At 56.8% G+C, this 23,274-nt stretch carries 21 protein-coding genes and 2 pseudogenes; 10 read left to right on the top strand and 13 right to left on the bottom strand.

Annotation, left to right across the window (positions count from 1 at the left end; all coding sequences use genetic code 11):
- Positions 1 to 5: 5 nt before the first annotated feature.
- Complete coding sequence (locus tag Q0M35_RS08250) at positions 6 to 3,020, bottom strand: aminotransferase class III-fold pyridoxal phosphate-dependent enzyme (protein ID WP_295314040.1); 3,015 nt, start codon at positions 3,018 to 3,020, stop codon at positions 6 to 8.
- 339 nt (positions 3,021 to 3,359) lie between these two features.
- Between Q0M35_RS08250 and Q0M35_RS08245 the strand changes: the two genes are divergently transcribed.
- The 5 genes from Q0M35_RS08245 to Q0M35_RS08230 all read left to right on the top strand — a co-directional run bounded on the left by Q0M35_RS08245 (position 3,360) and on the right by Q0M35_RS08230 (position 6,136).
- Positions 3,360 to 3,881 carry a hypothetical protein gene (locus Q0M35_RS08245; protein WP_295314036.1) on the top strand — a complete coding sequence of 174 codons (522 nt, stop codon included), beginning with the start codon at positions 3,360 to 3,362 and terminating at the stop codon, positions 3,879 to 3,881.
- Complete coding sequence (locus Q0M35_RS18575; protein WP_366519652.1) at positions 3,862 to 4,299, top strand: endonuclease/exonuclease/phosphatase family protein; 438 nt, start codon at positions 3,862 to 3,864, stop codon at positions 4,297 to 4,299. The genes Q0M35_RS08245 and Q0M35_RS18575 overlap by 20 nt, the downstream gene beginning before the upstream one ends.
- Positions 4,300 to 4,967: 668 nt before the next feature.
- A complete protein-coding gene (locus Q0M35_RS08240) occupies positions 4,968 to 5,138 on the top strand; it encodes an RSP_7527 family protein (RefSeq protein WP_295314034.1) in 171 nt (56 codons plus the stop codon).
- 123 nt (positions 5,139 to 5,261) lie between these two features.
- Positions 5,262 to 5,480, top strand: a complete 219-nt coding sequence (locus Q0M35_RS08235) for a DUF1127 domain-containing protein (RefSeq protein WP_295314033.1) — start codon at positions 5,262 to 5,264, stop codon at positions 5,478 to 5,480.
- A gap of 578 nt (positions 5,481 to 6,058) precedes the next feature.
- Positions 6,059 to 6,136, top strand: a complete 78-nt coding sequence (locus Q0M35_RS08230; RefSeq protein ID WP_366519651.1) for a DDE-type integrase/transposase/recombinase — start codon at positions 6,059 to 6,061, stop codon at positions 6,134 to 6,136.
- Between the two features lie 1,714 nt (positions 6,137 to 7,850).
- Here Q0M35_RS08230 and Q0M35_RS08225 read toward each other — a convergent pair.
- From Q0M35_RS08225 to Q0M35_RS08205, 5 genes are all read right to left on the bottom strand, one after another.
- On the bottom strand, positions 7,851 to 8,486 hold the full coding sequence (locus Q0M35_RS08225; protein ID WP_295314032.1) for an aspartate/glutamate racemase family protein: 636 nt from the start codon (positions 8,484 to 8,486) through the stop codon (positions 7,851 to 7,853).
- Entirely contained in the window at positions 8,483 to 9,322 is an 840-nt protein-coding gene (locus Q0M35_RS08220; RefSeq protein WP_295314030.1) for an ABC transporter permease, read from the bottom strand. The genes Q0M35_RS08225 and Q0M35_RS08220 overlap by 4 nt, the downstream gene beginning before the upstream one ends.
- A gap of 1 nt (position 9,323) precedes the next feature.
- Positions 9,324 to 10,145, bottom strand: a complete 822-nt coding sequence (locus tag Q0M35_RS08215) for an ABC transporter permease (RefSeq protein ID WP_295314028.1) — start codon at positions 10,143 to 10,145, stop codon at positions 9,324 to 9,326.
- 90 nt (positions 10,146 to 10,235) lie between these two features.
- Positions 10,236 to 11,495 carry a PotD/PotF family extracellular solute-binding protein gene (locus Q0M35_RS08210; RefSeq protein WP_295314026.1) on the bottom strand — a complete coding sequence of 420 codons (1,260 nt, stop codon included), beginning with the start codon at positions 11,493 to 11,495 and terminating at the stop codon, positions 10,236 to 10,238.
- 25 nt (positions 11,496 to 11,520) lie between these two features.
- Positions 11,521 to 12,507 (bottom strand): ABC transporter ATP-binding protein, encoded by a 987-nt coding sequence (locus Q0M35_RS08205; RefSeq protein ID WP_295314024.1) that lies wholly within the window; start codon positions 12,505 to 12,507, stop codon positions 11,521 to 11,523.
- Positions 12,508 to 12,735: 228 nt separating this feature from the next.
- On the opposite strand from Q0M35_RS08205, the gene Q0M35_RS08200 reads away from it, so the two are divergent.
- Positions 12,736 to 13,434 (top strand): GntR family transcriptional regulator, encoded by a 699-nt coding sequence (locus Q0M35_RS08200; protein WP_295314022.1) that lies wholly within the window; start codon positions 12,736 to 12,738, stop codon positions 13,432 to 13,434.
- A 528-nt stretch (positions 13,435 to 13,962) separates the two neighbouring features.
- Here Q0M35_RS08200 and Q0M35_RS08195 read toward each other — a convergent pair.
- Both Q0M35_RS08195 and Q0M35_RS08190 read right to left on the bottom strand, forming a co-directional pair.
- On the bottom strand, positions 13,963 to 15,702 hold the full coding sequence (locus Q0M35_RS08195) for an adenylate/guanylate cyclase domain-containing protein (RefSeq protein ID WP_295314020.1): 1,740 nt from the start codon (positions 15,700 to 15,702) through the stop codon (positions 13,963 to 13,965).
- A gap of 106 nt (positions 15,703 to 15,808) precedes the next feature.
- Positions 15,809 to 16,630, bottom strand: coding sequence for a lytic murein transglycosylase (locus Q0M35_RS08190; RefSeq protein ID WP_295314018.1), 822 nt, complete (start codon positions 16,628 to 16,630; stop codon positions 15,809 to 15,811).
- Between the two features lie 527 nt (positions 16,631 to 17,157).
- Between Q0M35_RS08190 and Q0M35_RS08185 the strand changes: the two genes are divergently transcribed.
- Together Q0M35_RS08185 and Q0M35_RS08180 are read left to right on the top strand one after the other, a co-directional pair.
- Positions 17,158 to 17,976 carry a DUF2189 domain-containing protein gene (locus Q0M35_RS08185; protein ID WP_295314016.1) on the top strand — a complete coding sequence of 273 codons (819 nt, stop codon included), beginning with the start codon at positions 17,158 to 17,160 and terminating at the stop codon, positions 17,974 to 17,976.
- A gap of 391 nt (positions 17,977 to 18,367) precedes the next feature.
- Positions 18,368 to 18,529 (top strand): annotated as a pseudogene (locus Q0M35_RS08180) (Rieske 2Fe-2S domain-containing protein); the annotation flags it as partial.
- A gap of 40 nt (positions 18,530 to 18,569) precedes the next feature.
- On the opposite strand, the gene Q0M35_RS08175 reads toward Q0M35_RS08180, so the two are convergent.
- The gene (locus Q0M35_RS08175; RefSeq protein WP_295314013.1) at positions 18,570 to 19,190 is read right to left on the bottom strand and encodes an FAD-dependent monooxygenase; all 621 of its coding nucleotides are present in this window, start codon (positions 19,188 to 19,190) and stop codon (positions 18,570 to 18,572) included.
- A 328-nt stretch (positions 19,191 to 19,518) separates the two neighbouring features.
- Between Q0M35_RS08175 and Q0M35_RS08170 the strand changes: the two genes are divergently transcribed.
- Both Q0M35_RS08170 and Q0M35_RS08165 read left to right on the top strand, forming a co-directional pair.
- A complete protein-coding gene (locus Q0M35_RS08170) occupies positions 19,519 to 19,749 on the top strand; it encodes a MarR family winged helix-turn-helix transcriptional regulator (protein WP_295314011.1) in 231 nt (76 codons plus the stop codon).
- Positions 19,750 to 20,176: 427 nt separating this feature from the next.
- Positions 20,177 to 21,409: an aminopeptidase P family protein gene (locus Q0M35_RS08165; protein ID WP_295314009.1), complete on the top strand. Its 1,233-nt coding sequence runs from the start codon at positions 20,177 to 20,179 to the stop codon at positions 21,407 to 21,409.
- Positions 21,410 to 21,466: 57 nt separating this feature from the next.
- On the opposite strand, the gene Q0M35_RS18570 is transcribed toward Q0M35_RS08165, so the two are convergent.
- The 4 genes and pseudogenes from Q0M35_RS18570 to Q0M35_RS08150 form a co-directional block, all read right to left on the bottom strand.
- Positions 21,467 to 21,673, bottom strand: a complete 207-nt coding sequence (locus Q0M35_RS18570; protein WP_366519650.1) for a helix-turn-helix domain-containing protein — start codon at positions 21,671 to 21,673, stop codon at positions 21,467 to 21,469.
- A 68-nt stretch (positions 21,674 to 21,741) separates the two neighbouring features.
- Positions 21,742 to 22,089: a hypothetical protein gene (locus Q0M35_RS08160; protein WP_295314007.1), complete on the bottom strand. Its 348-nt coding sequence runs from the start codon at positions 22,087 to 22,089 to the stop codon at positions 21,742 to 21,744.
- Positions 22,090 to 22,625: 536 nt separating this feature from the next.
- The gene (locus tag Q0M35_RS08155) at positions 22,626 to 23,069 is read right to left on the bottom strand and encodes a nucleoside deaminase (RefSeq protein ID WP_295314005.1); all 444 of its coding nucleotides are present in this window, start codon (positions 23,067 to 23,069) and stop codon (positions 22,626 to 22,628) included.
- Positions 23,066 to 23,274: pseudogene (locus Q0M35_RS08150) on the bottom strand (ribulose phosphate epimerase); the annotation flags it as partial. The gene Q0M35_RS08155 and the pseudogene Q0M35_RS08150, both read right to left, overlap by 4 nt.

The raw sequence follows: 23,274 nt of genomic DNA, 5'->3' as shown, positions 1-23,274 counted from the left end.
AGCGCTCAGCTTTGCCAGAGTGCAACTTCTGCCAGAACTGTATCGAGGGTTTCGACGATCATATCGACATCATCGGCTTCGATCGTCAGGGGCGGGCGGATTTTCAGAATATTGTCCTTTGGTCCCTCGCTGCCGATCAGAATGCGATGATCCCGCATGCGGTTCTTCACATAGCTGCAGATTTCAGGGCTTTCGCCGCCCTGCGCGCACACCAGTTCAACGCCGAGAAACAGGCCCATACCACGTACATCGCCGATGCTGTCGTGGCGCCGCGCGAGGCTGTTTAATCCGGCCTTGAGCCGCGTGCCCATCGCTTTGGCGTTTTCCTGCAGGCCATCGTCATCGACGATATCGAGCACCTCTTTCCCAATCCGGCACGACAGGGTCGAGCCGCCGAAAGTGGAGAAAAATTCGATCCCGTTGTCGAAGCTCTGCGCAATCTCCTGGGTCGTTACGACAACCCCGATCGGATGGCCATTGCCGACGGGCTTGCCGAGCACCACCATATCGGGCAGCGCGCCCTGATGCTCAAACCCGAAGTAAAACGCGCCGAGCCGGCCCAGACCTGTCTGCACCTCATCGGCAATGCACACACCACCCGCCGCGCGGATTTTTTCATAGACTGCCTGAAGATACCCCGGAGGCGGAATGATCTGGCCCCCGACCGACGGAAAAGTTTCGGCGATGAACCCTGCCAGAGGATATCCACGGGCCTGCAAGGCCTCAATCGCCGGATTCACGAGATCTGCGAAATGCGCTGCGCGGTCCGGATCGTTGCGCCGGAATGAGCCGCGATAATCATCTGCGACCTCGACCAGCTCGACCCAGTCCGGCTTGCCGGTCCCGCCCGGCTTTGCAAACTTGTAGGCCGAAATATCGACGGCGCCGGTGGTATTGCCATGATAGCCGTGATCGGGCGTGATCATGCCTTTCGCACCGGTATGGGCCCGTGCAAGACGCAGCGCCAGTTCATTCGCCTCCGATCCGGAATTGACGAAGTAACAGATCTGCAGGCTGTCGGGCAGTTTTGACAGAATCTTTTCGGCAAAGGCGGTCTGCAGCGGATGCAGATAGCGGGTGTTGGTATTCACTTTCTTCAGCTGATCAGCGGCCGCGGCCTGAATGCGCGGATGGGCATGACCCACGTGCGGCACGTTATTGTATGCATCGAGATAGACCCGCCCCCATTCATCGAAAAGGTGATGCCGCCAGCCGCGCATCAGCATCAGCGGATCGCGGTAGGTGAGGGAAAGATTGCCGCCGAAATGCGCGCGGCGCCGGTCTCTGACACCTGCGCGGTCCGGGTGTGCGTATCTCACTTTATCGTCCGGCAGGTTCAGCAGGCACGCCGGGTTCGGGCAAAGCTGCTCCCACATCTGCAGATCGTCGGGATCTGCGACACCTGGCCATGTGGGCGCCATGCCATCACCCGTCATCAGCAGCTGAAAGTGCAGATGCGGTGCCCAGCCGCCATTGACTGCCTGCGCACCGAGAGAGCAGAAAGCCTGCCCCCGTCCAATGATCTTGCCCGGCCCGAGCCTGTACACAAACTCCGGGTCCAGGTGGCCATAAAGCGTGAAGAATACGTCGCCCTGCGGTGTTTCGTGCCGCAGGATGATCATGCCGCCATAATCGAGCGGGTTCTCGCGATTTTCCGCGATCACAACCTCGCCTTTCAGGGGCGCGTGTACCGGCGTGTCCGCAGGTGCGAAAACATCCACGGCCATATGTACAGAACGTCTGTCGCCGGCTTTATACCTGCCCTTGCGAAAGGCCCGGTCGGTGTAGATGAGCCGCGGCTCGCGGTAATAGCCGAGCCAGAAATCTGCGCCTGCCACGTCCTCGCCGCCCGGCTCTGCCGCCTCAGCGGCAGTCATTGCAAACGGGTTTTGTGGCATGGCCGACCGGTCGGCAGAGAGATTGCCCATCGGAGCCTTTGCGAGATCTTCCATGATGACCGGTGCAAAGCTTCCGCGTGCTTCATTCAGCCACGCCAGCGCGCGGTCCGCGCCATCTGTAACCGGCAGTCCGCAGGCCGCGCGCAACCGCGCCCGGAGAAGGGGGCGACTGACTGTTACTCCCTCCAGAAACCGCCAGGCAGGAGCCTGCGAGACAATGATATAAGGATCATCCGGCGTGGCTTTTGCCATGATCGTCGAATTCACGACACTGACCGCCAGACGCGCGCGCAGAAGGGGCCAGAGCAAGTCCGTCTCGGCCGCTGTCAGGGGCGATACCGCGTGGTATCCGGCCACCAGTCGCGCCAGCGCGCGCTCAGGATGGTCGCACTCCAGCACGATATAAGCCGCGGCAATCGCCAGGTCACAGATGCGTGGTGCGCGGCACATGTCCCCCAGATCAATGAGCCCGGATATGCTCAGCGGGCCGCCCATCGCCCCATCCACGAGGATGTTGTAATCATTGGCGTCGTTGTGAACGGCCTGCTGCGGCAGCGCACTGAGTGCAGGTTTCAGCTTTTTGAATTCCCCGACGATGCCGGCAATCATCGCCCGGCGGGCCGGATCTTCGAGGCAGTTCAGGTCGTTTTCTATGTGATCGGCTTCCGGCAGGTTCCATTTGAAGCTGCGGTTCAGGCCCGGATGCTCAAAATCCGAAAGTGCCGCAGCGCATCCCGCCAGCACCCCGCCGAGATCTTCAATCAGTTCTGGGCTTTTCGGCGCGACCTTGGCATAGCAACGCCCCGGGAGTTTCCCGAGAAGCCAGACAAGTCTCCGCTTGCCGTCATCGTCGTTGATCGTAACGAAGGGATCGCCAGCCGCGCTCCGCACCACGCGCGGCACGGGCAGGGCGGGGGCCATCTGTTCAAGATGCTCCAGCGCACGCACCTGCATATCTACAAGCCGGGCCTCGCAATCCGGCCGCATGACTTTGAGAATGTAGTCATTCCCATCCTCGCCGTATGCCAGAAAATTAAGATCGAATTCGCCGTCCAGCCGGACAAGGTGCGCCGGGATCTGCCATGTATGTCGAAGGGCCCCGGCCCAGTAATCTGTCAGCATCACAATCCTCTGATCCGGCTTTGCTGCCAACAGAAGTCAGCAGAGCTGATTTGCGCAATTTTCCGGCCGGTGCCACAACGCCATCCTGTTGCAGGCAGTTCGGCCCGGGTCGGACAGAATGCTGATTGCTCAGATGCGCCTTCGGTCACACTACCGGCGGAGGATGCGATGGCAAGGCGATGGCACCACTTTCCATCGCAGATTTGTCACAGGGGCAACCATCGGCCGGGGCGGTTTAACTTGCGGGCCACCGTCTCAGTTTCTGAGCCGTTCGCAAATATCCCGGCACCACCACTCCCTGGTTGCAGCGTTTTCTCAGGGTGCATAGTTTTTGTTCATATGACACTGTCTGCCATTGCTCTGCGGCTGGTCGGTGCCGCGATCGTCTGTGCCACAGTTCTGTCGCTCGTCCCGTCATCGCGCTGGTGGGTCAGGATGTGGGCGTTTCCGCGCCTGCACATATTGCTGCTCTCGCTGGCCATGATCTTAGCCGGAACGGCGTTGCCGGAGAACCAGCGGGTTGCGTTCATTTCGCTGATGGTTCTGACGGCGCTTTATCAGGGCCGGAAGGTCTTTGCGTTCACGCCCCTGGCGCGGGCCGACGTCGCGGTGCCTGGTGGAGATGATCGAAACACGCTGAAGATGCTCGCCTCAAACGTGCTGATGGAGGATGACAACCATGCGGCTTTGAACGATCTCATTTCGCTGAGCGCCCCTGATGTTCTGTTGCTGGCGGAGACCAATGAAGTATGGGACACGGCGCTCAGCGAAACGCCTTCACGCTTCCCGACCGTCGTGCGCCACGTGACGGACAACCACTATGGTATGATCTTCGCAACGCATCTCGAAACGCGCCGCTGAAACGAAATCCCTGTCTGATGACAACACACCGACCCTGCTGGCTGATCTGCAGTCGCCCGGCGGAGGATGTTTTCACTTCATTGGGCTGCATCCGCGTCCGCCAGTATCGGGAAACACGACGCAGGAGCGCGACGAGCAGATAAAGCGTGCCGCCACACCGACCCGACATTCGGATCTGCCGGTGGCAATCCCGGGCGATTTCAACGATGTGGCCTGGTCCTGGTCCGCAAAGCGGTTCAAACATCACGGGCAGTATCTGGACACGCGTATGGGGCGGGCATCCTCCCCGGTCTTGATGCAAATCACCCGATACTGCGCTTTCCGGTTGATCAGTTTTACCTCACAGAAGGGAGCGACCTTGTGTCTTTCCGGCGCGGTCCCGCGATCGGATCCGACCAATTTCCGTTGTTTGCTGTGATTGCGACCGGTCAGAACGGAGGGCGGCGCAACGTTCAGTCGGACCCGGCCTGAACGGCCTTCTGATCCGAAATCCTGCCGTAAAAGCTGATGATATGTTTGCGGTCCCGGATTGCGTGCCACCTCATCGCTGAGGAAAAGCCGGCCTGCTTTTATGCGTCGTCGTCCATTTCGTGAACAACGACCGCCTGACGGCGGATGAAAAACTTTTGTATCAGCGGTTGCGGCAGAGTGCCTGCCTGCCCGACGCGATCCCGCGCATCCCGGGACAGAGCGTTTTGCCGGCTACGGAACGGCTCTGTGAAACGAAGCAGTCATCCGTTCGGTCCCTGCGGCCTCCTGCACCGTCCGAAACATCTGCAAAACTGCTGTGAACATTTTCGTGAGGCGTACGGGCAACAGGGGTCCTTGTCACCTCCGGACATCTGTTCGCGACCGGATCTTTTGAAACGTCGCAGGCAGTATGGTCTCGAAAATCAATATTTATCAATTTATTGCTGGCTTCCCGATGGCCGCTTACGGCTGCGGAGATGCGCGCAGTCACAGTCCGATGCGGCTGTCCGCTCAGGTATGCGGCCAGCACATACCGTCTATGGTTTGCGCTTTGGCGCCCGTGTCCACAAGTGATGCAGTGCGGCGATGATGCCGCGTCACTCAACGGAGACTAAAATGAAACCGCAAATCGCCTTCACCTCGCCAACTCAGGCTGAGATCGACCGGGCCATTGCACGTGCGCACCAGATGCGAAGCGACTATATCGCGCAATCGATCAACACCCTGATCGCAAAACTCAGCGGTGCAGCCGCGCGCCGTCACAATCCGACCGGCGTAAGAGCGTGACACCAGACATAATAAAATCAGATGGCACCTTGCCCGGGACAAACCGGAACCGGGCACCGGAGCATCTGATCTGAACGGAATACGGCGGCAGCCAGCCGCTTCCTGAAACGAAAGAGAAATGACATGACAGCCATAACACATACCAGACCGCATTTTCTGCACAGCACTTTCGCAGCAGTTGCGGGCGTCACAGCCCGCGTTGCGGAAAACAGACGCAGAAACGCCGCTTACAAAAAAACCTTCAATGAGTTGTCAGCGATGACCGCGCGTGACCTTGCCGACATCGGGCTTAGCCGGTTCGACATTCCGCGCATCGCCGCAGAAGCCGCAGACCTGAAATGACCTTCGGGTCGCCGGGCGATGCTATACTGCCACAGCTGGCCTTTGTCGTCCGCCAGCTCAAAAACTCTTCCGTGATGCCGCGCAGAGCTGTCCTTGTGACATCCATCTGCGCGGCACACGGCTCCCGGGCTTCCCGTTGGCATTGAACCTATGAGCGCCCCGATTGTACTATGCAGAACAATTATTCTGCCGCAACTCAGACACAGGCTGTCTGCGTTTCTATAATGATCGGTTGGACAGTGATGCCCCGGCCACACTGAAGGGTCTGACGGTACTGTCAAAGAAAACTGGCTTGAGACGGGCCGGCGGTTTTGTACTTTCTGAAATCGAACTAGCCTGATCCATTCCGCATTTTTTTAACGAGTCGCGAGATCATCTGCCTTGCAGTAAAGGTGTTCGTCCGTTTCCCGCAGTTTCTTCGAGGTGTGGAAAACCTGCTCCGCGAACAAGGCATCGATGTCAGTTATGAAGCGGTGACACATTAACGGCATCGGTTCGGGCCGATCTGTGCAGTGGAGATCTGCAAGCACCGGAGCAATGCCATGAAATCCAGTCGATAAAGGCGGTACAAAGACGAGATTTACGTAAATATCAACGGCGAGAAGCATTATCTGCCCCGGGCCGTCGATCACCAGGGAAACATTCTCGAAAGCTGAGAGACAAAGACACGCGACAGGCAGTCGGTTTGAAATTTTCAAATAAATCGATGCGTGGGTGTTATTGCCCGAAGGTTTTCATCACGGTTCTTCTGCGTTGTTATGCAGCGGCGCTGAAGGACACCGGCCTTGCCAGCAGGCAGGAAGCCGGCCGCTGGCGAAAAGCCAGGCGAAGAATACTCACCTGACGTTCCGACGATAGGGAAGCGCGACGCTTTGCTTGCGCCGCATGCGAAGGTTTCAAAAACTTGCCCCGGTCCACGTTTTAATCTGCAACGGCTTCGACGCGGAACGCAGCCTCTGCATCAGAGCAGATATCAGGCTCGCCGAGCCCCTGCATTTGCCGGGTGGCACAGTAGGGGCGCGGAATAAAAGACAGTTTCGCTGTCCCTTCAGAGGCGCGTTCGAAGTGGTCTGGCAGCGCCGTGCCACCAGTATAGGACAGCGGGCACTGAACATGCTGCGGTCCTTTGCGCTGTGTGAACCCGAAGCGACTGCCGGGCGGATGTGTGGCAAGATCGCAGCCTCAGAACACACAACCCCACAGATGCCCGCAACGGTCCCCCGGTTATGCAGCCGGCGCCCTTTCATTGAAAATCGCCGGGTGGGATGCTGATGTGATACGTACGATCTGTGAGCTGTATCTCAAACAGCTGAACGCGCGCCTCGTCGAAAAAGCTGTTGATGCCGCCGGTCTGAAGACCCCGGCCAGAACGCTTATCTCCGGCGAAGTGAGAGGAGCGGTGCCAACCAGTTACAGCCGCGCAATTCCGGTTTGTGCCAGATGCATCCGGCATCACCCGAAACTCTGCCCCGGCCAGCACCCGCCACTGACTGACCCAAAGGTGTGTGACAGTATCTGCAACAAGCTTCAGGGGGATGCGGCCAGGGATCGGAAACTCACGAAGGCGGGCCGGATTGGTTCAAAGGCAACGGTCTCGCCGCTGGCCGGCAAGATATCGGACCAGCCCGGGGGCCGACTGTCGCCCGGCCGGAGATCAATTCAACCCTGCTGCACAACATCGCTCGCGCATCTGTATTCTGAACTGGCCCGGTCAGGCACAACCTTTAATGATAAAGCGAAAACCAAAGGCGCCACGACACGCCTGGTCTGACGACTCACCGGACTGGCATGCCGCGCGCCTGGTATCATCAGAGCCGTCCGCTCAGTACGTCAGCTTGCCGGCATAAACTGAACTGGCTGAAGCGGCTCGATGCCCATCGATCCGGGCAGCGCATCGCGAAGCCTTCGCTGCCCTGCAAATCCCGACGCGTAAGATATTTTGCAGCACAAAGCCGACGGATCAACCTGCTGAAATTCTGCTACATAGCTAACGCCCGGTTCGGAGAGGGCCGTCTGTTTCTTGCCGCACTGGTTGCCTGATATGAAACAGACCATCTGCCAGCTCAGGTATTATTTCCAAAAAATACGAAAGCGCCCTGAAGGCGGGCGCTCGTTCGTTATATTGTACTCCGCATCAATCATTGAACCCTTCTCTGACATGGGTGGCTTTGCCTGTTGTTGTCGCACGTTGGGAAAGCGTGGATCGATGCGGTGGAATGTTAAGCTGTTTTGACAGCACATCCGGGTTGCCGTCCCGGTCCATCTATCACACCTGATTGTCCTTGTCGGAGCCACAGGTGCTGACGTCAGGCATGAGATACCGGGCTTCGGACGGGTCCGAAACGCCTGGAGCCACACGACGCCGGCTCTTTATAGCTGGCTTGCAAAAACAGCCGCCGCGCGTACGCCATCGATAATCCGGATTTGGGGTGAGCCTGCCATTCCCGGCTTGATATCAACCATGCCGCCGCAACCAAGAACGACAGACTGGATGCCATCCTCGCGCGCAGCTTTGCCAATTTCTGCGATTACGAGATCAATGGCCGCGTGGGCGTCTTCTTCGAGGGCCAGAACGGGGACGCCGCTTGCCCGGACTCTGCTGAGTTGACCGGCAAGACCATAGGCACTGATATTTTCTTCAAGGATGGGCGTGGAGACATCAAGCGTTGTGACAACCGAGAAGCGTCCGCCTGCGACAGCAGCAAGATGATAGGCCGCCTGACCGATGCCAATCACCGGGCATCCGGCAAGATCACGTGCCGCATCAAGGGCCGTATCATCGAAACACCCGATGATTATTGCTGATGCGTTCTGGTCGGAGGCCTTCGCGACAAGTTTCAGGAGAGGCCCTTCGGCCAGTTTTCCGTCCTCCGCCCCCTGAATTGCCGCAGGACCATCATGCGACGTCCAGCCTTCAAATTCAGCCGTCGGCGCAGTCTCCCGCGCGGTGCGCAGCATTGCCTCTGTCATCGAAATCGTTCTGTTCGGGTTGATGAGAACGATCATAGCACGCCCTTGCCCGCATCTGAGCCGGCGCGCGCTTTGCGGCGGGTGCTCCACAGTGCAAGACAGAGGAACAGGACGATCATCAGCAGCGAGAAAACAGTCGTGAGGGTGCCCAAAGCATAGAGGACCGGTGTGGTGACGTTGGTTGTCATGCCGAAGATTTCCAGCGGCAGAGTGTTATAGCTGCCCGCTGTCAGCAACGTGCGCGCAAACTCGTCATAGCTGAGAGTGAACCCAAAGAGCGCCACACCGATAAGCGACGGCCCGATGATGGGCAGCACCACATGGCGCAGCGTCTGCCATGATGTTGCACCTAGATCACGCGCGGCTTCCTCATAGCTTTTGTCGAAGCGGTTGAAGACGGCGAACATAATCAGCAACCCGAAAGGCAGCGTCCATGTGAGTTGCGATCCGAACCCGGAGGTGGACCAGTGCACATTCAGACCCGCTTGCGAAAAGATCAGACCGACCCCCAGCGAAATCAGAATGGAGGGGATCACCAGCGACGTGATGATCAGGTAGAACACGATGCCCGAGCCTTTGAACTTTTTACGAAACGCCAGCCCACCCATGACCGACAGAACCACCGTCGTTACCATCACCATCAGGCCAAGCGCAAAGCTGCGCCGGAAGCTCCCCCAGATGTCGCCCACCGCCTGTTGTTCAAACAGATCGCGGAACCAGTGCAGTGAAGTGCCCCGCATCGGGAAGGTCAGTCCGCCGCCCGGGCCCTGGAACGACAGGATCGCGATTGTTATTGTCGGGCCGTAAAGGAACAGGAGGAACAGCGCGAAAAAAGCGCTCAGGATGTAGAAAGATACGGGGCGCGGCTCCATATCAGAGCTCCTTTCGGATATCGACGTACCGCAGCATGATGCCGATGACGATCAGAACGGTGAGCAACAGCACCACGGCGGTTGCGGATGCAGATGGATAGGCCAGCAGCGCGATGTCGTTGGAGATCAGCCGTCCGACGTTGGCGGATTGAGAGCCAGACATAAAACGCACGGTGATAAAGTCGCCCATCACCAGCGTGACGACGAATATCGTACCGATCATGATGCCGGGTTTCGCCAGCGGGATAATCACATTCCAGAGGATTTGCGCGCCGGATGCCCCGGCATCACGCGCAGCTTCGATGAGCGATTTGTCGATGCGCATCATTGTGTTGAAGATGGGGACCACCATGAACAGCGTGTAAAGGTGTACGAAGGCCAGAATAACGGCGAAGTCGCTGAACAGGAGCCAGTCCAGCGGTTCATCAATGACCCCCCATGAGATCAGTGTCGAATTGGCGATGCCGTTGCGACCCAGAAAAGGGATCCAGGAAATCATGCGGATGATGTTCGATGTCCAGAACGGGATTGTGCACAGAAGGAACAGCACGATCTGCCAGGTCAGGCTGCGGACGTGAAAAGCGAGAAAGTAGGCAACGGTAAACCCGATACCGAGGGTAAATACCCAGGTGATAAAGGCATATTTGAAGGTATTGAAGAACACGCGATACGTGACGTTTGAGCCAAAAAGAAACTCGTAATTTTCAAGGTCAAAGGCCGGAATGATCGAAAATTCCGTGGCCTGCCAAAAGCTGACGGTGACAATCATGATAATGGGCAGCACCAGAAAGAACACAAGCACCGCCATGATCGGCAGTGCCATCAGCCACCCAACAAACGAATTATGTTTCAGCACAATCTGACTTTCCGGAAGAGATCGGGACGGGCACCTGAGCACCCGCCCCCTGAGCCGTTAGGCCGCGATGAATTCGTTCCACTTGCGGACCATGTACTGGTTCTCGTCCATGACTGCGTTCCAGCAGGCCACTGCGCCCATGCGCTCTTCGAACGACCCGCCATCGCGTGTCTCCCCGGCCTGCGCCAGGGCGTCGCCCGTCGGGGAAGTGATAACGTCAGTGGCCTTTTTGCCTTCGAACCAGTAGCCCCATTCGTTTTCAGACATATAGTCTTTGGATGTCTCCGGCACCGCAGAGTAGTACCCCTGCCGCATCAGATAACCACCGACCCAACCGTCGAGATACCAGTTGATATATTCATACGCTGCGTCACGCTCGAGTCCTGTCAGTGCTGCGGACAAGCCGATGCCGCCGCCCCATGACCGGTAGCCTTCTTCGAGCGGCTGGTAGACGCACGGCACGCCCTTGGATTTGACAGCGGTGATCGCAGGCGACCACATGGACTGGATCACAACCTCGCCCGACGCCATCAGGTTCACGCTTTCATCAAAGGATTTCCAGAAGGCACGGAACTGGCCGTTCTTCTTGGCTTCGGTGAATATGCCAATGGTAAGGTCGATCTCTTCTTTGGTCATGTTGCCCTTGTCGGGGTATTTGTACTCGCCCATGGATTCCACGACCATCGCCATGTCCATAATCCCGATGGAGGAGATGTCGAGGATGGACGCCTTGCCTTTGAACTCCGGGTTCAGAAGCTCGGACCAGTTGCTGATCGGCCGACCGATCAGGTCGGGGCGAATGCCCAGTGTATCGGCGTTATAGATCGTTGGTATCAGCGTCATCCAACCGGATTCATTGTCGACGAACTCTTTGCCGCCGGGGCCTTCGACAAAGCCAACGGTATGGGGTGCTGTGCCTTGCGCAATCGTGCTTGTCGGTGTCAGTTTCCCGTCGCGGAAAATACCGACGATCTTGTCGTAATTTTTGATTTTTGATGTGTCCATTGCCTGCAGGTTGCCCGTGGGCCAGACCTTTTTGCAGATCCAGTATTCAATGTCTGCGATGTCGAAACTGTTTGGCTGTGTCGCCGCGCGCTGCGTAACACTGTCACTGTCCAGCGCTGTCATCTCGAGAGTGAAGCCCAGGTCTTCCTTCACTTTATTGGCTACGTCATTCAGGTTCGACACACCGGTGCCGAACTGGCGCAGTGTGACGTCCTTGATGTTTTGCGCCCAGATCATCGGTGCGCCGAGCGTTGATCCGGCGGCGAAGGCTGCGCCGCCTTTCAGAATATTCCGTCTTGATACTTTGGTCATGTGGTTTTCTCCATGTCAGATAAATTCAGGCCGTCAGTTTGTGCAGATTTGCATCGTCCCAGGTCAGACCGACCTGATCGCCCGGGTTGATTGGGTTGTTGAAAAAGGTACTTTCGGGGATCAGCGCGCTGATCTCCTGATCACCTGCGATGTGCGCTGAAACCGAAACATGCGCGCCCTGATATTCGACCGCTGAAATATTGCCCTTCAGCTTGCCTGTCTCACTCCGGAGAACGCCAACCGCATCGGTTCGGATGGCAAAGCGCCCTTCGGGCAGCACCATCACGTTATGCCCGCCAATGAATTGAGCCACGAAAGCTGTGGTCGGCGCATTAAAAACTTCGCGCGCAGTGCCTGCCTGTTCGATAACGGCGTTATTCATGACAACGATCTCATCGGCGAGCGCCAGCGCCTCGTCCTGCCCGTGGGTCACATGGACAAAGCTGATGCCCAGTTCCCGCTGCAGTTTGCGCAGCTCCCCTCGCATGCGGATGCGCAGAAACGGATCAAGGGCGGAGAGCGGTTCATCCAGCAACAAAACCTGTGGCCGCGTGATCAGGGCACGCGCGAGGGCAACACGTTGCTGCTGACCACCGGAAAGCTGATCCGGCAACCTGTCGCTGAGCGCGCTGAGATCCACAAGCTCCAGCATTTCACCGGACTTTCTCAGCCGGTCTGCTTTATCTTCACCGCGCATCTTCAGGCTGAAGGCAACGTTATCGGCGACGCTCAGATGCGGAAACAGGGCGTAGTTCTGAAACATCATGGCCGTGCCGCGCTTCGCGGGCGGCAGATGGGAAATATCGGCACCACCCAGCAGGATGGACCCCGCTGATACGATCTCGTGCCCCGCGATCATCCGAAGGGTAGAGGATTTCCCACATCCCGATGGTCCCAGCAGACAAGCGTATCCGCCGGGCTGAAATTTGTGATCAATCGCATCCACCGCAACTGTTGCGCCGTAACGTTTGGTCACAGATACCAGCTCGAGTTCTTTGACCGGTGCGTTCATACATCCCCACTTGTTGCGTCACTGAAGTCTGTTGGCGGATGGAAAAGCAATTTCGGAGAGCGTATTGCAGAGAACGATTTACCGTCCTGCTCAGAATTTCGGCGCATTGTTTCTCGTATGGCTAAAAATTGGACACAAAATTGTATACAAAAGAAGTTTCTGTTGAGTGCGCATGCGGGCCTTGAGGCACGTGAAAGGCTCTGCCATGTCATATACGGAAGGAAAATTATGACCCGACCCGCAGATCCGATAACAAATCCACCTGTCACCAGTGACAGCATTGCACAGGCACTGTCGGTTGCCATCCACGAACACAGGATCGCGCCGGGTACAAAGCTGGGCGAGGATGAACTGTCCGAGATTTACGGGGTATCGCGCACGGTGGTGCGCGCGTCCCTGCAGACCCTCTCGCACATCAGGCTGGTCGATATCAGGCGCAACAAGGGCGCGTCCGTTGCGTCTCCTTCGACGACGGAAGCCCATGAGGTGTTCGAAGCTCGCGAACTGCTGGAACCGCGCACGGCGCGCAGCGCAGCCAGGCGCTCGACGCCAGCAGACATTCTGAAGCTGGAGCGGCATATCCACGACGAACACGCAGCGCTTGACGCAAACGATTCCGGTCGGGCGCTCTATCTGTCCGGGCTGTTCCACACCGAGATCGCGCGCATCGCCGGGCAAGCAACAATCGCAGGATTTATCGAGACCCTTGTCGCGCGGTCGTCGCTGATTATTGCGCTTTACTGGCGACGTGAAAGCGCGCTGTGCGAAAAACATGCGCACCACGCGCTGGTGCAGGCCCTGGCCGATCAGAATGAACAACAGGCCGAAGAACTGATGCGGAGTCATCTGGTTGATTTGCACTCGGCGCTTGATCTGCGAGAGCGCAATGAGCGCACGCTTTCCCTCAAAGATGCGCTGTCCTCATAACAATCCGCGCAATGACCCCGAGGAGCCGTGCAGACGGTCCCGGGCAGGTTACTCAATGTATGGTGAAATCCCGGGCCCGACGGTGCGTACGCTGTTCCTGCCGCTGATCCGCAGTGCTTTGTGACCAAAGTGGCGGACGGTCAGCCCTTGGCCGCGCTTTCTGACGTCAACCAAAGTGCTGGCTTTGCATATTAAGGCTTCACCTGTGCAGGCCACAGTATGGCTGGCAGGGTTTGTGCTCACCTCCGGGTTTCTGTCGGAAACCGTCCGTGTCAGGCGCCCCAAAACACGCCACAATCAAGCGGCAAGCTCTCAGCAGCTGAAATCTCAGGAGTGTGTGGCCGGGCAGGTAGGATTGGAATCCGTGCTGTATCTTTTGATGCGGCGAGATTTTGTGTTCAGAACAGATCACTGGAAGTGTCTGAACAGGTTTAAGACCAGATCGGACCGTTCGTAGAATTTGTCCTGGCTCAGAGACACGGTAAGTCTGGCGTTGCAAAAATCCGACTGTTTGAAATCAACAGTAAATCAGCGCGGCAATCCGGCTTTGAGCAAGCCTGACGCAAGATGGTCCCAGTCAGTTTCGCGCCGCCACATGCCTTTAAATCCGCCTGCGAGTGATATCAGATTGTCTGATGGAACATGAAATCCGCGCTCCGTCAGCTCCTTTTTTCTGTTCACCACAAAGGATTGCAGAGCGCTTTCAGCTTCGCGTTGTCGGCCTGCGTGCGCATAGGCGGCCGCTAAAAATGCATCGGCCAGTGAATTCAGGCGCGCTTCGCCGATCAGTTTGCTTACAGCATCGTCGTACCTGCCTGCAAAAAAATAAACCTGACCCAGGATCCAGTCCAGCGCCGGCGGATGCAGCGGGTCGAGCCGCATGGCTTTGACCACGACGTCGCGCGCCTTTTCGTGCTGGCCCAGGAGCAGGAACCCGTATCCGCACCACGCCATGGATTCAGCTTCGTTCACAATCATTGAAAGTGTTTTGCAGAACTGCGTGTCAGCCTGATCCCAAAGCCCTGCGCAAAGATAGGCGTAGCCAAGCTGGTCCTGGATGTAGACGTCTCTATTGTCCAGTGCAGCGCCTCTGCGTGCTATTTCCAAAGCATGCGTCGGAGCGTCGGTTTCTGCGAGGCCAAGCCAGAGGTCGACGACATATGTATCCGCGAGATACATGCAGGCTCTTGCGTAGGCGGGATCCAACTCGAGTGCTTTTTGGAAAAAGGTTTTGGCTTTCGCATTGTCAGTGGCGTTGAGACCATCGCGCAGAGCCTTGCCCTTAAGAAGCAGTTCATAGGCTTTCATGTTTTCCGTAGGCGTGTCGGTTACTCTGTCGGCTACGTCGTGCTGGACACGCCCCGGAAGCACGGCAACAATGTTTTGCGTAACTTCGTCCTGCACAGAAAACAGATCCTCGAAATCGCGATCATAGCGATCCGCCCAGATGTGCTGGCCCGTTTCTGCGGCAATGAGCTGCGCAGAAATTCTCACTCTGTTCCCGGCCCTGCGCACACTGCCTTCCACGAGGTACTGAACTCCCAGCTTAGCGGCAATTTCGCTTTCTGTAAGATCCGAGTTTCTGAAGTGAAAGGAGGAGTTGCGCGCGACGACAAACAAAGTCCGAAAACGTGACAGTCCGGTGATGATGTCTTCAGAGATGCCGTCACTGAAATATTGCTGGTCCCGGGCGCCGCTCATATTGGCGAACGGCAGAACGGCGATGGATGGTTTCTCCCGCCCACGGGGTTTTGGCCGGGCCGTGTCGGACCTGCCCTGTGCCCAGTGAAAAACGCGAACTGACCTTGAAATATTCTTGAATTCCTGCTCGCCGCCATCGACGAAAGACCCTTCAACCCGGCTCCCCAGACTCTCATGCACGATTGAAGAAATACACACGCCGCCAGCATCGGCACAGGCTTCAAGCCGTGCGGCCAGGTTGACGCCGTTGCCGTAGACATCATCGCCATCCACGATGACATCGCCAAGGTGCACACCGATGCGCAGTTTGATACCTGAATTCTGGCCGGCTAACTCGTTCTGGATATCGATGGCGCATTGCACTGCGTCGACCACGGAGGGAAACTCGACGAGTGTTCCGTCGCCAATGAGCTTTACCAGACGGCCCCTGTACTCGGCGACTTTGGGATCAAAAAGTGTCGCGCGATGTTCCTTGAGCTGCATCAGAGTTGCATCTTCGTTTTCGGCCATCATTGAGGAATATGACACGACGTCTGCAGCTAGAATGGCCGCGAGTTTACGTTCCAAAATGATCCCTCCGATCGGGAAGCAATGTTCTGTACTGAGCCGCTCTCCACAAAGTGTTTTTGCATTGCCCGAATATCGCTCTTTCAAACGGGCTCAGGCGCGTCTCTCAGTTTCGGACACGCTCAGCGGCATAAGTGATGGCTCGCTGGTAATTCCCGCTATCATTCCAAACTGACAGTACTTCGAAATTTCTCGAGCCCTCGCGAAACGGTTCGCCTGACCTCCATCCATTCAATCTCAGCATGTTCGCGGCTGTTGCCAGTGCATCGATCGAGTTGTAAGGGTCGGCGCGTCCGTCGCCGTTTGCATCGACGCCAAATTCCACCCAGTTGCCCGCCAGAAACTGCATGTGCCCGAGTTCGCCGGAGGGGCCGCCTTTGGTCGACCCATTGATTACGCCAAGGTCAACGAGTTCCAGGGCCGCGAGCGCGTGGGATTCAAACCTCGGATGCCGCCGGCAATAGGACGCCAGAGTAATCGCCCCCGATACGATTGGCGTGCCCCCGAGATAGCCGCCCCAACTGGTCTCCAGGCCCCAGATCGTGGCCAGCACCGACCCGGGTACGCCATATTGCCGTTCAAGAACTGAAAAGGCGCTTTCATTCTGCCTGACGATATTGCGCGTCGCATTGATGAACGCGTCAGCACTGGAACCACTACGCTTTGCAAGAAATTTGGCTGGATCACTTTGCAACGTTCCGGTCTGGCTGCGCGGATTGGATTCAAAGCGCCAGGTGATCGCCGAAAGCTCCGTTGAAGATAATGCCTGAAGCGCATGCTGCCCGATGCCACTGCGTTGCGCTTCCACAGCAAATGCGCGGACGTAGTTCGGAAACTCGGCCTTTTGCGTAATGCAGGGTGCGGCCTCAGCTTCCAGGCACGAGAGTGAAAGACCGGCGCTCAGGAGGGCTGCGTATAACTTCATCATGGCGGAGACTCCAAACTGTATCCTGCACGCAAGAGCATGTCTTTCAAGTTAACACATTCGCCTGTGATTTTCTGAAAACAAACCGAAAAATAAACTGCTTCACTGTTCTGTTTGATGGCGCACAATAAGGACGCCCGGCACAAGCGTCTTACGCCGTCCTTAAACCGTAGCTTCCAACGTCCCGGGACATTGATAAAATCCGGTGACCGGCACCGTTGCGGAGATATTGCTGGAAAAACCGGTTTCCCGGTTACAGTCGCCAGATCGATAGCGCTTGTTCGCGCAGGAGAAGACGTGAATATTCATCGTTTCCGGATCGGCAATCCCGAAGAAAACCGTTCCGGCTGTTCAGGGTGATTGTCAGAGCGTCGGTTTTTTCGGTATAATCCGAATGTTGCCGCCATACTCCACCCTTGCCGTTATACCCTCGCAGATGCAACCTGTCTGCGGAGGAGAAATACCGGCTTCACCTCCGGGTCTGTTGGCGAACGAACCTGCGCTATGCCATACTTTGGGAGGAGTGTGTCATGACATCCAAAACCTCAGGTTCCGGACCACCGGACAACTACACGCCACCGCAGCAACCGATACCCACGGTTAATAAGGTGACGATGAGTGATATCGCTGCGTCGCTGAAGGACGGGTTTTCAGACTTTCTTGCCCGCCCCTTGATGAGCGGATTCTTTGGCTTGTTCTATGCAGTTTTCGGACTCCTGTCTGTTTGGTGCCTGATCCGGCTTGATGCAATCTGGATGATCATTCCCGCCGCTCTGGGCTTTCCGCTGGTGGCGCCTTTCGCGGCTGCCGGGCTTTATGAAATGTCCCGCCGGCTGCAGAAGGGACAGAGTTTCGGCTGGTCTGAAATCTTTACCGTCATGGCCAGTCAGCGCAAGCGCGAGATGGGCTGGATGGCCTTTGTCACCTTGTTTATCCTATGGGTATGGTTTTACCAGTTTCGAACCTTGCTGGTGATTATCCTGCAAGATTCATCCTTTTCGGATTTAGACGGCTTCCTGAATACCGTATTCTTTACACCGGAGGGCTGGAGCTTTCTTGCTGTTGGCACCTGTGTCGGTGCATTACTGGCGGCTGTCCTGTTCTCGGTGACCGTCGTCGCCATGCCCATGCTGCTTGACCGGGACATCGATTTCGTGTCCGCCATGGTCACATCCGTGCGCGTTGTAACGGAAAACCCGGTGGTTATGCTCACCTGGGCGGCGATTATCACGGCCGCCATGCTATTGTCGCTGATTCCGGCATTTCTGGGCCTGGTTGTCACCCTGCCAATCCTCGGCCACACCACATGGCACCTCTACCAGCGGGCAGTGTCACCAGCTGAGAGGTGAGGGAACGCTTCTGTCAGCGATACTGCAGCCGACGGTAGTTTTCCGCTCGCGGTTATGAGCCGCTATGCATTGCCGTTTCAAACAGCTTTGGACACGCAAGTCTGACATAGTTTGCCTCTGAACGGAGCTCAGGCGGGTGACCGGCGGAATAATATCAAACGCAGCCTGAGCGCACCGCGAAGCGACGCGGCAACGAGGAGGAGGACGAAAAAAGTTCACATAGTCCAATCTCGACGAATTTGAGGCCCGTCCTGACGGCGCCATTCCGGACGACCCGGAAAACGGCAGGTTCCGATGTCGTCGGGATATTTTTACCGTCGGGGAGCAGTTGGAACTGGAGATCAGACACATCTTCGGAGGCAACTGGATAAATATGGCCCATGAATGACGGATCTCCGGGCCGGGTGATTATTTAGCTCTGACCACGGGCCGGACGCCCGTCGTCATCACCCGCGACAAGGACGGCGGGTTGCACGCATTGGTCAACGCATGTTCGCATCCGGGCGCGCATCTTTGCCGCTTCAAGCGCCGCACCCGGAAGACTTTTACCTGCCCGTTCCACGGCCGGACTTTCTCGAACACCGGCAATCTGCTCAAGGTAAAGGAGGCCAGGGGCGCCGGCTACCCCGAGCAGTTCTATAAGGACGGCAGGCATGACCTGTCGAAAGTTGCGCGTTTCGAAAACTACCGTGGGTTCCTGTCCCGATCACCGTGTCGCCGGGGCTGCCGTCTTGTTTGACGCGTTCCGGCATGACGGTCACCCGGTAATCTTCGGTGCTCGGGTCGACTTCAATGTCCACGACCCGCAGCCCCTGGTGCGGCTCCAGCCGGCTTGGGCATTTTTTACTCACGTCGAGGAAAAGCTGGTGAATGCGCGCCTGGCTGACCATGGTGTGTGGCATCATCGACTGGTCGCCGGCCACGTCCTGCCCGGTTCCTACGGGGGCGATGTGGTCCCTGTTTGCGGGATTGGGCTTCCAGAAAGTGGTCTGGTTCACCAAGCAGGCCTCACGCTTCACCTTTCCGGCCAGGCTGATGGCCTGGAACATTTCCACAGAGCGTACATTCACGCAATCTGCCTGACCTTTTTCTAAGGGGCCGTTTTGGGGCGCAACGATCATCGTCGTGATCTCGGGAAAGCTAGCCAGCGGCGCCGCAAGGCACAGCCAGGCGGGCCCGCAGCCAGCTATCAGCACGTCGACTGTCAGAGGCACTGCACCACCGTGTGGTTGCTCTCGACCGCGTGCAGGGGATTGAAATCCGGTTCTCCGGGTCTGACCCGTCCACATAGCACTGTATTTTTTCTCCGGGCGCTGTGTCGCATCAGCTGATAGTAATTATATTTACTACGCTGGATTACTAACGGTATGTATACGCACCTTTTCAGTTGCATTACCGATATGTGACAGCCGTATCGGAACGCACACAGAGGAGCTTCCACAGATCAGTGTCAGTGGTATGGCAGGACATTTGATCCGCCGACTGAACCAGCTTTCGACCCAAGTGTTCATGGATCACATCCAGCAGGCAGGAGTGGACCTGATGCCGGTTCAGTTCGCTGCACTTGACGCCATTTATACGGATCCGGGACTGGACCAGGCGCGGGTTGCTGCAACGATTGCTTACGACAAGGCCACAACCGGAGGGGTTATCGACCGGCTGGAACAAAAGGGCATTCTGAAGGGGTCCATCAGCAAGTCGGACCGGCCCGCCCGCGAGGTAAGACTGACAGACAAAGCAGGGAGACGTACCAGGAGATTCTGCCAATCGTGACGGAGTTTGAGACTGAGATACTCGCGGGCCCCGGACAGGCGGAACAGGAACAGTTCCGCAATCCGGCGATGAAGGTTATTCACGCTGGTTCATGGAAAAAATGATAATGCTTTTGTTCAGAAGAGTAGGTCGCGATGCTGAGGACCCGAAAATGATGTGCCCGGGCATAGAGGCTGGCGCCGCCCTGACATGGATCGTGCCGCTGAAATTTAAGACGTCATGATGCGGCAAAATCGCTGGCTTCCAATCAGGTTTTCAGGCATTTAGAGACAACGGGTCGGCGATGGCGTCGCCAGCACGATGTGTTCGCCCGTCTTCTCCATCCTGAACGCCGGGATCTTGCTTTGCCGCTTTGCGGTGGGGGAAGGTGCAACCGGTATGAAAGGCACTCCTCACTGGCATAGCTGGCCTTAACAGGAGTGAACCGATGGCCGGAACATCTGAATTTGGCGTTGCAGGTCAGCGCCCGGACTTTTACCGCTTTCACCAGGGCGAGAAGATACTGCCTTTTGCGGACACTGAATATGAAGCGCGATTGACCAGACTGCGTGCAGCTATGGCTGAGATGGGCATCGATGCCTGCGTGCTGACCTCAATGCACAACGTCGCCTATTACTCAGGCTTTTTGTATTGTTCGTTTGGCCGCCCTTATGCGCAGGTCGTCACTGCCACGGAAACAGTCACGTTCAGCGCTGGTATTGATGCGGCCCAACCATGGCGCAGGGGATACGGTGACAACATAACCTACACCGACTGGCAGCGGAACAACTATTGGCGCGCCATCCGGTCTGTGACGGGGCCGGGAAAAGTGATCGGTTTTGAAGGCGACCATATCTCCTGCACGCAACTGGGTTTGCTGGACGCGTTTCTGAAGCCGTCCGCCAGGAAGGATATCGCCCCCACCTCCATGCGTTTGCGCATGCACAAATCTGCCGCTGAGATTGAATTGATCCGGGCAGGTGCAGCGACAGCTGACGTGGGTGGTTACGCCATTAAGGACGCGATCAAAGCTGGTGTGCGCGAGATAGACGTTGCCATGGCCGGCCGCGATGCGATGGAGCTCGAGATTGCTAAACGCTTCCCGGCGTCCGAAATTCGCGACACCTGGGTGTGGTTCCAGTCCGGTATCAACACCGATGGCGCGCATAACCCGGTGACCTGCCGAAAGCTTCAGCGTGGCGATATTCTCAGCCTCAACACCTTTCCCATGATTTCAGGCTACTACACAGCGCTTGAGCGCACGTTGTTCGTCGAGGAGGTCGATGCTGCCAGCCTCAAAGTCTGGGAAGCAAACGTGGCCGCTCATGAATACGGAATGAGCCTGTTGAAGCCGGGTGTCTCCTGCGCTGAGGTCACACACAAGATCAATGACTTCTTTGCTGATCGTGATCTGTTGCAGTACCGGACCTTCGGCTATGGCCACTCGTTTGGCGTCCTGAGCCACTACTACGGCCGCGAGGCGGGGCTTGAGCTACGCGAAGACATCGACACGGTGCTTGAGCCCGGCATGGTCATCTCGATGGAGCCGATGCTCACCATCCCTGACGGGCAACCGGGTGCTGGCGGGTATCGCGAGCACGATATTCTGGTGATCACCGAAGATGGCAATGAAAACATTACCGGTTTCCCTTATGGCCCGGATTTCAACGTCGTCGGGTAATCAGGCACGACAATGGAACGGGCAGTTATAACTGTTCGTTCCACTTTGCATCGTATCTCAGGCATCATCTGTAGCTCTGAGGCGTCCGCGATGGCCAAAGGGTGTTTCGCCGCATCGGTCTTTGTACTGACGCGAGACTCCGTTTTTTGAATGGAATCCTGCGGCCATGGCGATTTCCATTACGCTAAGGTTGGTCTCTGTCAGCAATATGTGCGCACGTTCCAGTCTCATGTTGCGATATGTTTGCGCCGGGGCTTCGTTCACCTGCTGTCTGAACTGACGTTCAATTCGACGGCGCGGGATGCCTGCGCTTGTCGCAAGCTCGTCAAGTGTCACGGAATCCTCGATATTGTCACATAGTCCGCAAACGGCCAGAATACGTGGAGTGCGTGAACTGATGGTTTGGCGATTGAGGAGCGCTGTTCGATGTGTATCGCGACGTCCGGGGCGTTCAAACACATGTCGGAGACTGCGATTGCGAAATCCTCGCCGCAGACCTGAGCGATGACAGATAACATCATTTCGGTTGCAGTGACACCACCACCGCATGTCAGAAGGTCACCGTCTTTTTCGGCTATTTGCGGTGTGGGTGCCGGATCGGGAAAGTCCTCAACAAATCCTGGCTGGTTTTTCCGATGGAGGGTAAACATTCTGCCTTTCAGAAAACCCGTCCGCGCCATGGTAGCGGCACCGGTGCAGATGCCGCCCAGTTTGCCGCCAGACCGGAGATGGCGGCGTATGTCGCCCACTATATCGTCGGAAGCAGCCTGAAAAGCACTGTTCCCGGAACAGACAAAAAGGCAGGTACCGGAGTTCAGTTCGCACAGGACCACAGGCGCGTCGGTATCAAGGCCCTGGGAAGTCAAAACCTGCTTTACCGTCTACGGAGATGACCAGCCAACCGTACAAGGGTTCTGCGCGTGCAGGTTGGCGATGCGCAACGGACCAAGAGCAGCACTTAATGCGCGCAAAGTGAACCGATGCAGCAGCAAAAACCCGAACAACCGTGTTTCATGTGGATCTTTGACAGAATAGCTGAATGCTCCTGCGGGCAAGAGATCCGGTCGATTTATGCTCTCTTGCTTTCGCCTTTGATCAGGTCTGACCCCTTAGCTTGTAAGCTTCAAAAGCACCGGGAACCAGTCTGTTTGAAGGCGGGTTTTACACACCGAATTTCCAGGACTTTTTGCCCTGAAAGGATGTGCGTCGGGCACAATTACTCAGCGATGTCTTCCGCCCATAGTTCCGGCTTTTCATTGATAAACCTCTGCATCAGAGCGATGCAATCCGGATCATCTGCGACAATTACTTCAACCCCTTTAGATCGCAGGAAATTCTCGTTGCCACCAAAGTTCCTGTTCTCGCCAATCACGACGCGCTGGATACCGAATTGGATAATGGTGCCCGTGCACATCATGCAAGGGCTGAGCGAGGTATAGAGCGTAGTATCGCGATACGTCTTTTGGCGGCCCGCCTTGCGCAATGCGTCCATTTCCCCATGCGCAATCGGGTCACCCTGTTGCACACGTTGATTGCGTCCCTGCGCGATAACCTGTCCTTTCCGTGCTAAGACAGACCCGATGGGACAACCCCCCTCATCAAACCCGGCTTTTGCCTCTTCATAGGCTATGCGCAAAAGGCGCGTATCATCTGCGTTCATCTCTTACCCCCAAGGATTGGCCCGTCGTAGTAGGGCAGTCGCTCAACACTGGGTTGCCACGTCTCATCCTTTTGTAATTGGTCCATATGATCGGCGATCTGGTCAAGGGTCGCAAACCAGACGTCTTTGGTTTCCAGTGTTCTGACGATCCACGCTTCAACCTGTTTCCACCGTGCCAGACGCCCGGTCAGGAAAGGGTGGAGGA

Source organism: Roseobacter sp., assembly GCF_024639605.1.
In the GTDB taxonomy this organism is placed as follows: domain Bacteria; phylum Pseudomonadota; class Alphaproteobacteria; order Rhodobacterales; family Rhodobacteraceae; genus Roseobacter.
This window is presented reverse-complemented; position numbering and strand designations above follow the sequence as displayed.

What these genes read in the sequence shown, in the direction of transcription:
- Q0M35_RS08225 (WP_295314032.1), bottom strand. Translation starts at nt 8,486, where the DNA reads ATGATCGTTCTCATCAACCCGAACAGAACGATTTCGATGACAGAGGCA.
- Q0M35_RS08165 (WP_295314009.1), top strand. Translation starts at nt 20,177, where the DNA reads ATGGCCGGAACATCTGAATTTGGCGTTGCAGGTCAGCGCCCGGACTTT.
- Q0M35_RS08155 (WP_295314005.1), bottom strand. Translation starts at nt 23,069, where the DNA reads ATGAACGCAGATGATACGCGCCTTTTGCGCATAGCCTATGAAGAGGCA.
- Q0M35_RS08245 (WP_295314036.1), top strand. Translation starts at nt 3,360, where the DNA reads ATGACACTGTCTGCCATTGCTCTGCGGCTGGTCGGTGCCGCGATCGTC.
- Q0M35_RS08215 (WP_295314028.1), bottom strand. Translation starts at nt 10,145, where the DNA reads ATGGCACTGCCGATCATGGCGGTGCTTGTGTTCTTTCTGGTGCTGCCC.
- Q0M35_RS08235 (WP_295314033.1), top strand. Translation starts at nt 5,262, where the DNA reads ATGACAGCCATAACACATACCAGACCGCATTTTCTGCACAGCACTTTC.
- Q0M35_RS08200 (WP_295314022.1), top strand. Translation starts at nt 12,736, where the DNA reads ATGACCCGACCCGCAGATCCGATAACAAATCCACCTGTCACCAGTGAC.
- Q0M35_RS08210 (WP_295314026.1), bottom strand. Translation starts at nt 11,495, where the DNA reads ATGACCAAAGTATCAAGACGGAATATTCTGAAAGGCGGCGCAGCCTTC.
- Q0M35_RS08185 (WP_295314016.1), top strand. Translation starts at nt 17,158, where the DNA reads ATGACATCCAAAACCTCAGGTTCCGGACCACCGGACAACTACACGCCA.
- Q0M35_RS08160 (WP_295314007.1), bottom strand. Translation starts at nt 22,089, where the DNA reads ATGGCGCGGACGGGTTTTCTGAAAGGCAGAATGTTTACCCTCCATCGG.
- Q0M35_RS08220 (WP_295314030.1), bottom strand. Translation starts at nt 9,322, where the DNA reads ATGGAGCCGCGCCCCGTATCTTTCTACATCCTGAGCGCTTTTTTCGCG.
- Q0M35_RS08170 (WP_295314011.1), top strand. Translation starts at nt 19,519, where the DNA reads ATGCCGGTTCAGTTCGCTGCACTTGACGCCATTTATACGGATCCGGGA.
- Q0M35_RS08205 (WP_295314024.1), bottom strand. Translation starts at nt 12,507, where the DNA reads ATGAACGCACCGGTCAAAGAACTCGAGCTGGTATCTGTGACCAAACGT.
- Q0M35_RS08190 (WP_295314018.1), bottom strand. Translation starts at nt 16,630, where the DNA reads ATGATGAAGTTATACGCAGCCCTCCTGAGCGCCGGTCTTTCACTCTCG.
- Q0M35_RS08240 (WP_295314034.1), top strand. Translation starts at nt 4,968, where the DNA reads ATGAAACCGCAAATCGCCTTCACCTCGCCAACTCAGGCTGAGATCGAC.
- Q0M35_RS08250 (WP_295314040.1), bottom strand. Translation starts at nt 3,020, where the DNA reads ATGCTGACAGATTACTGGGCCGGGGCCCTTCGACATACATGGCAGATC.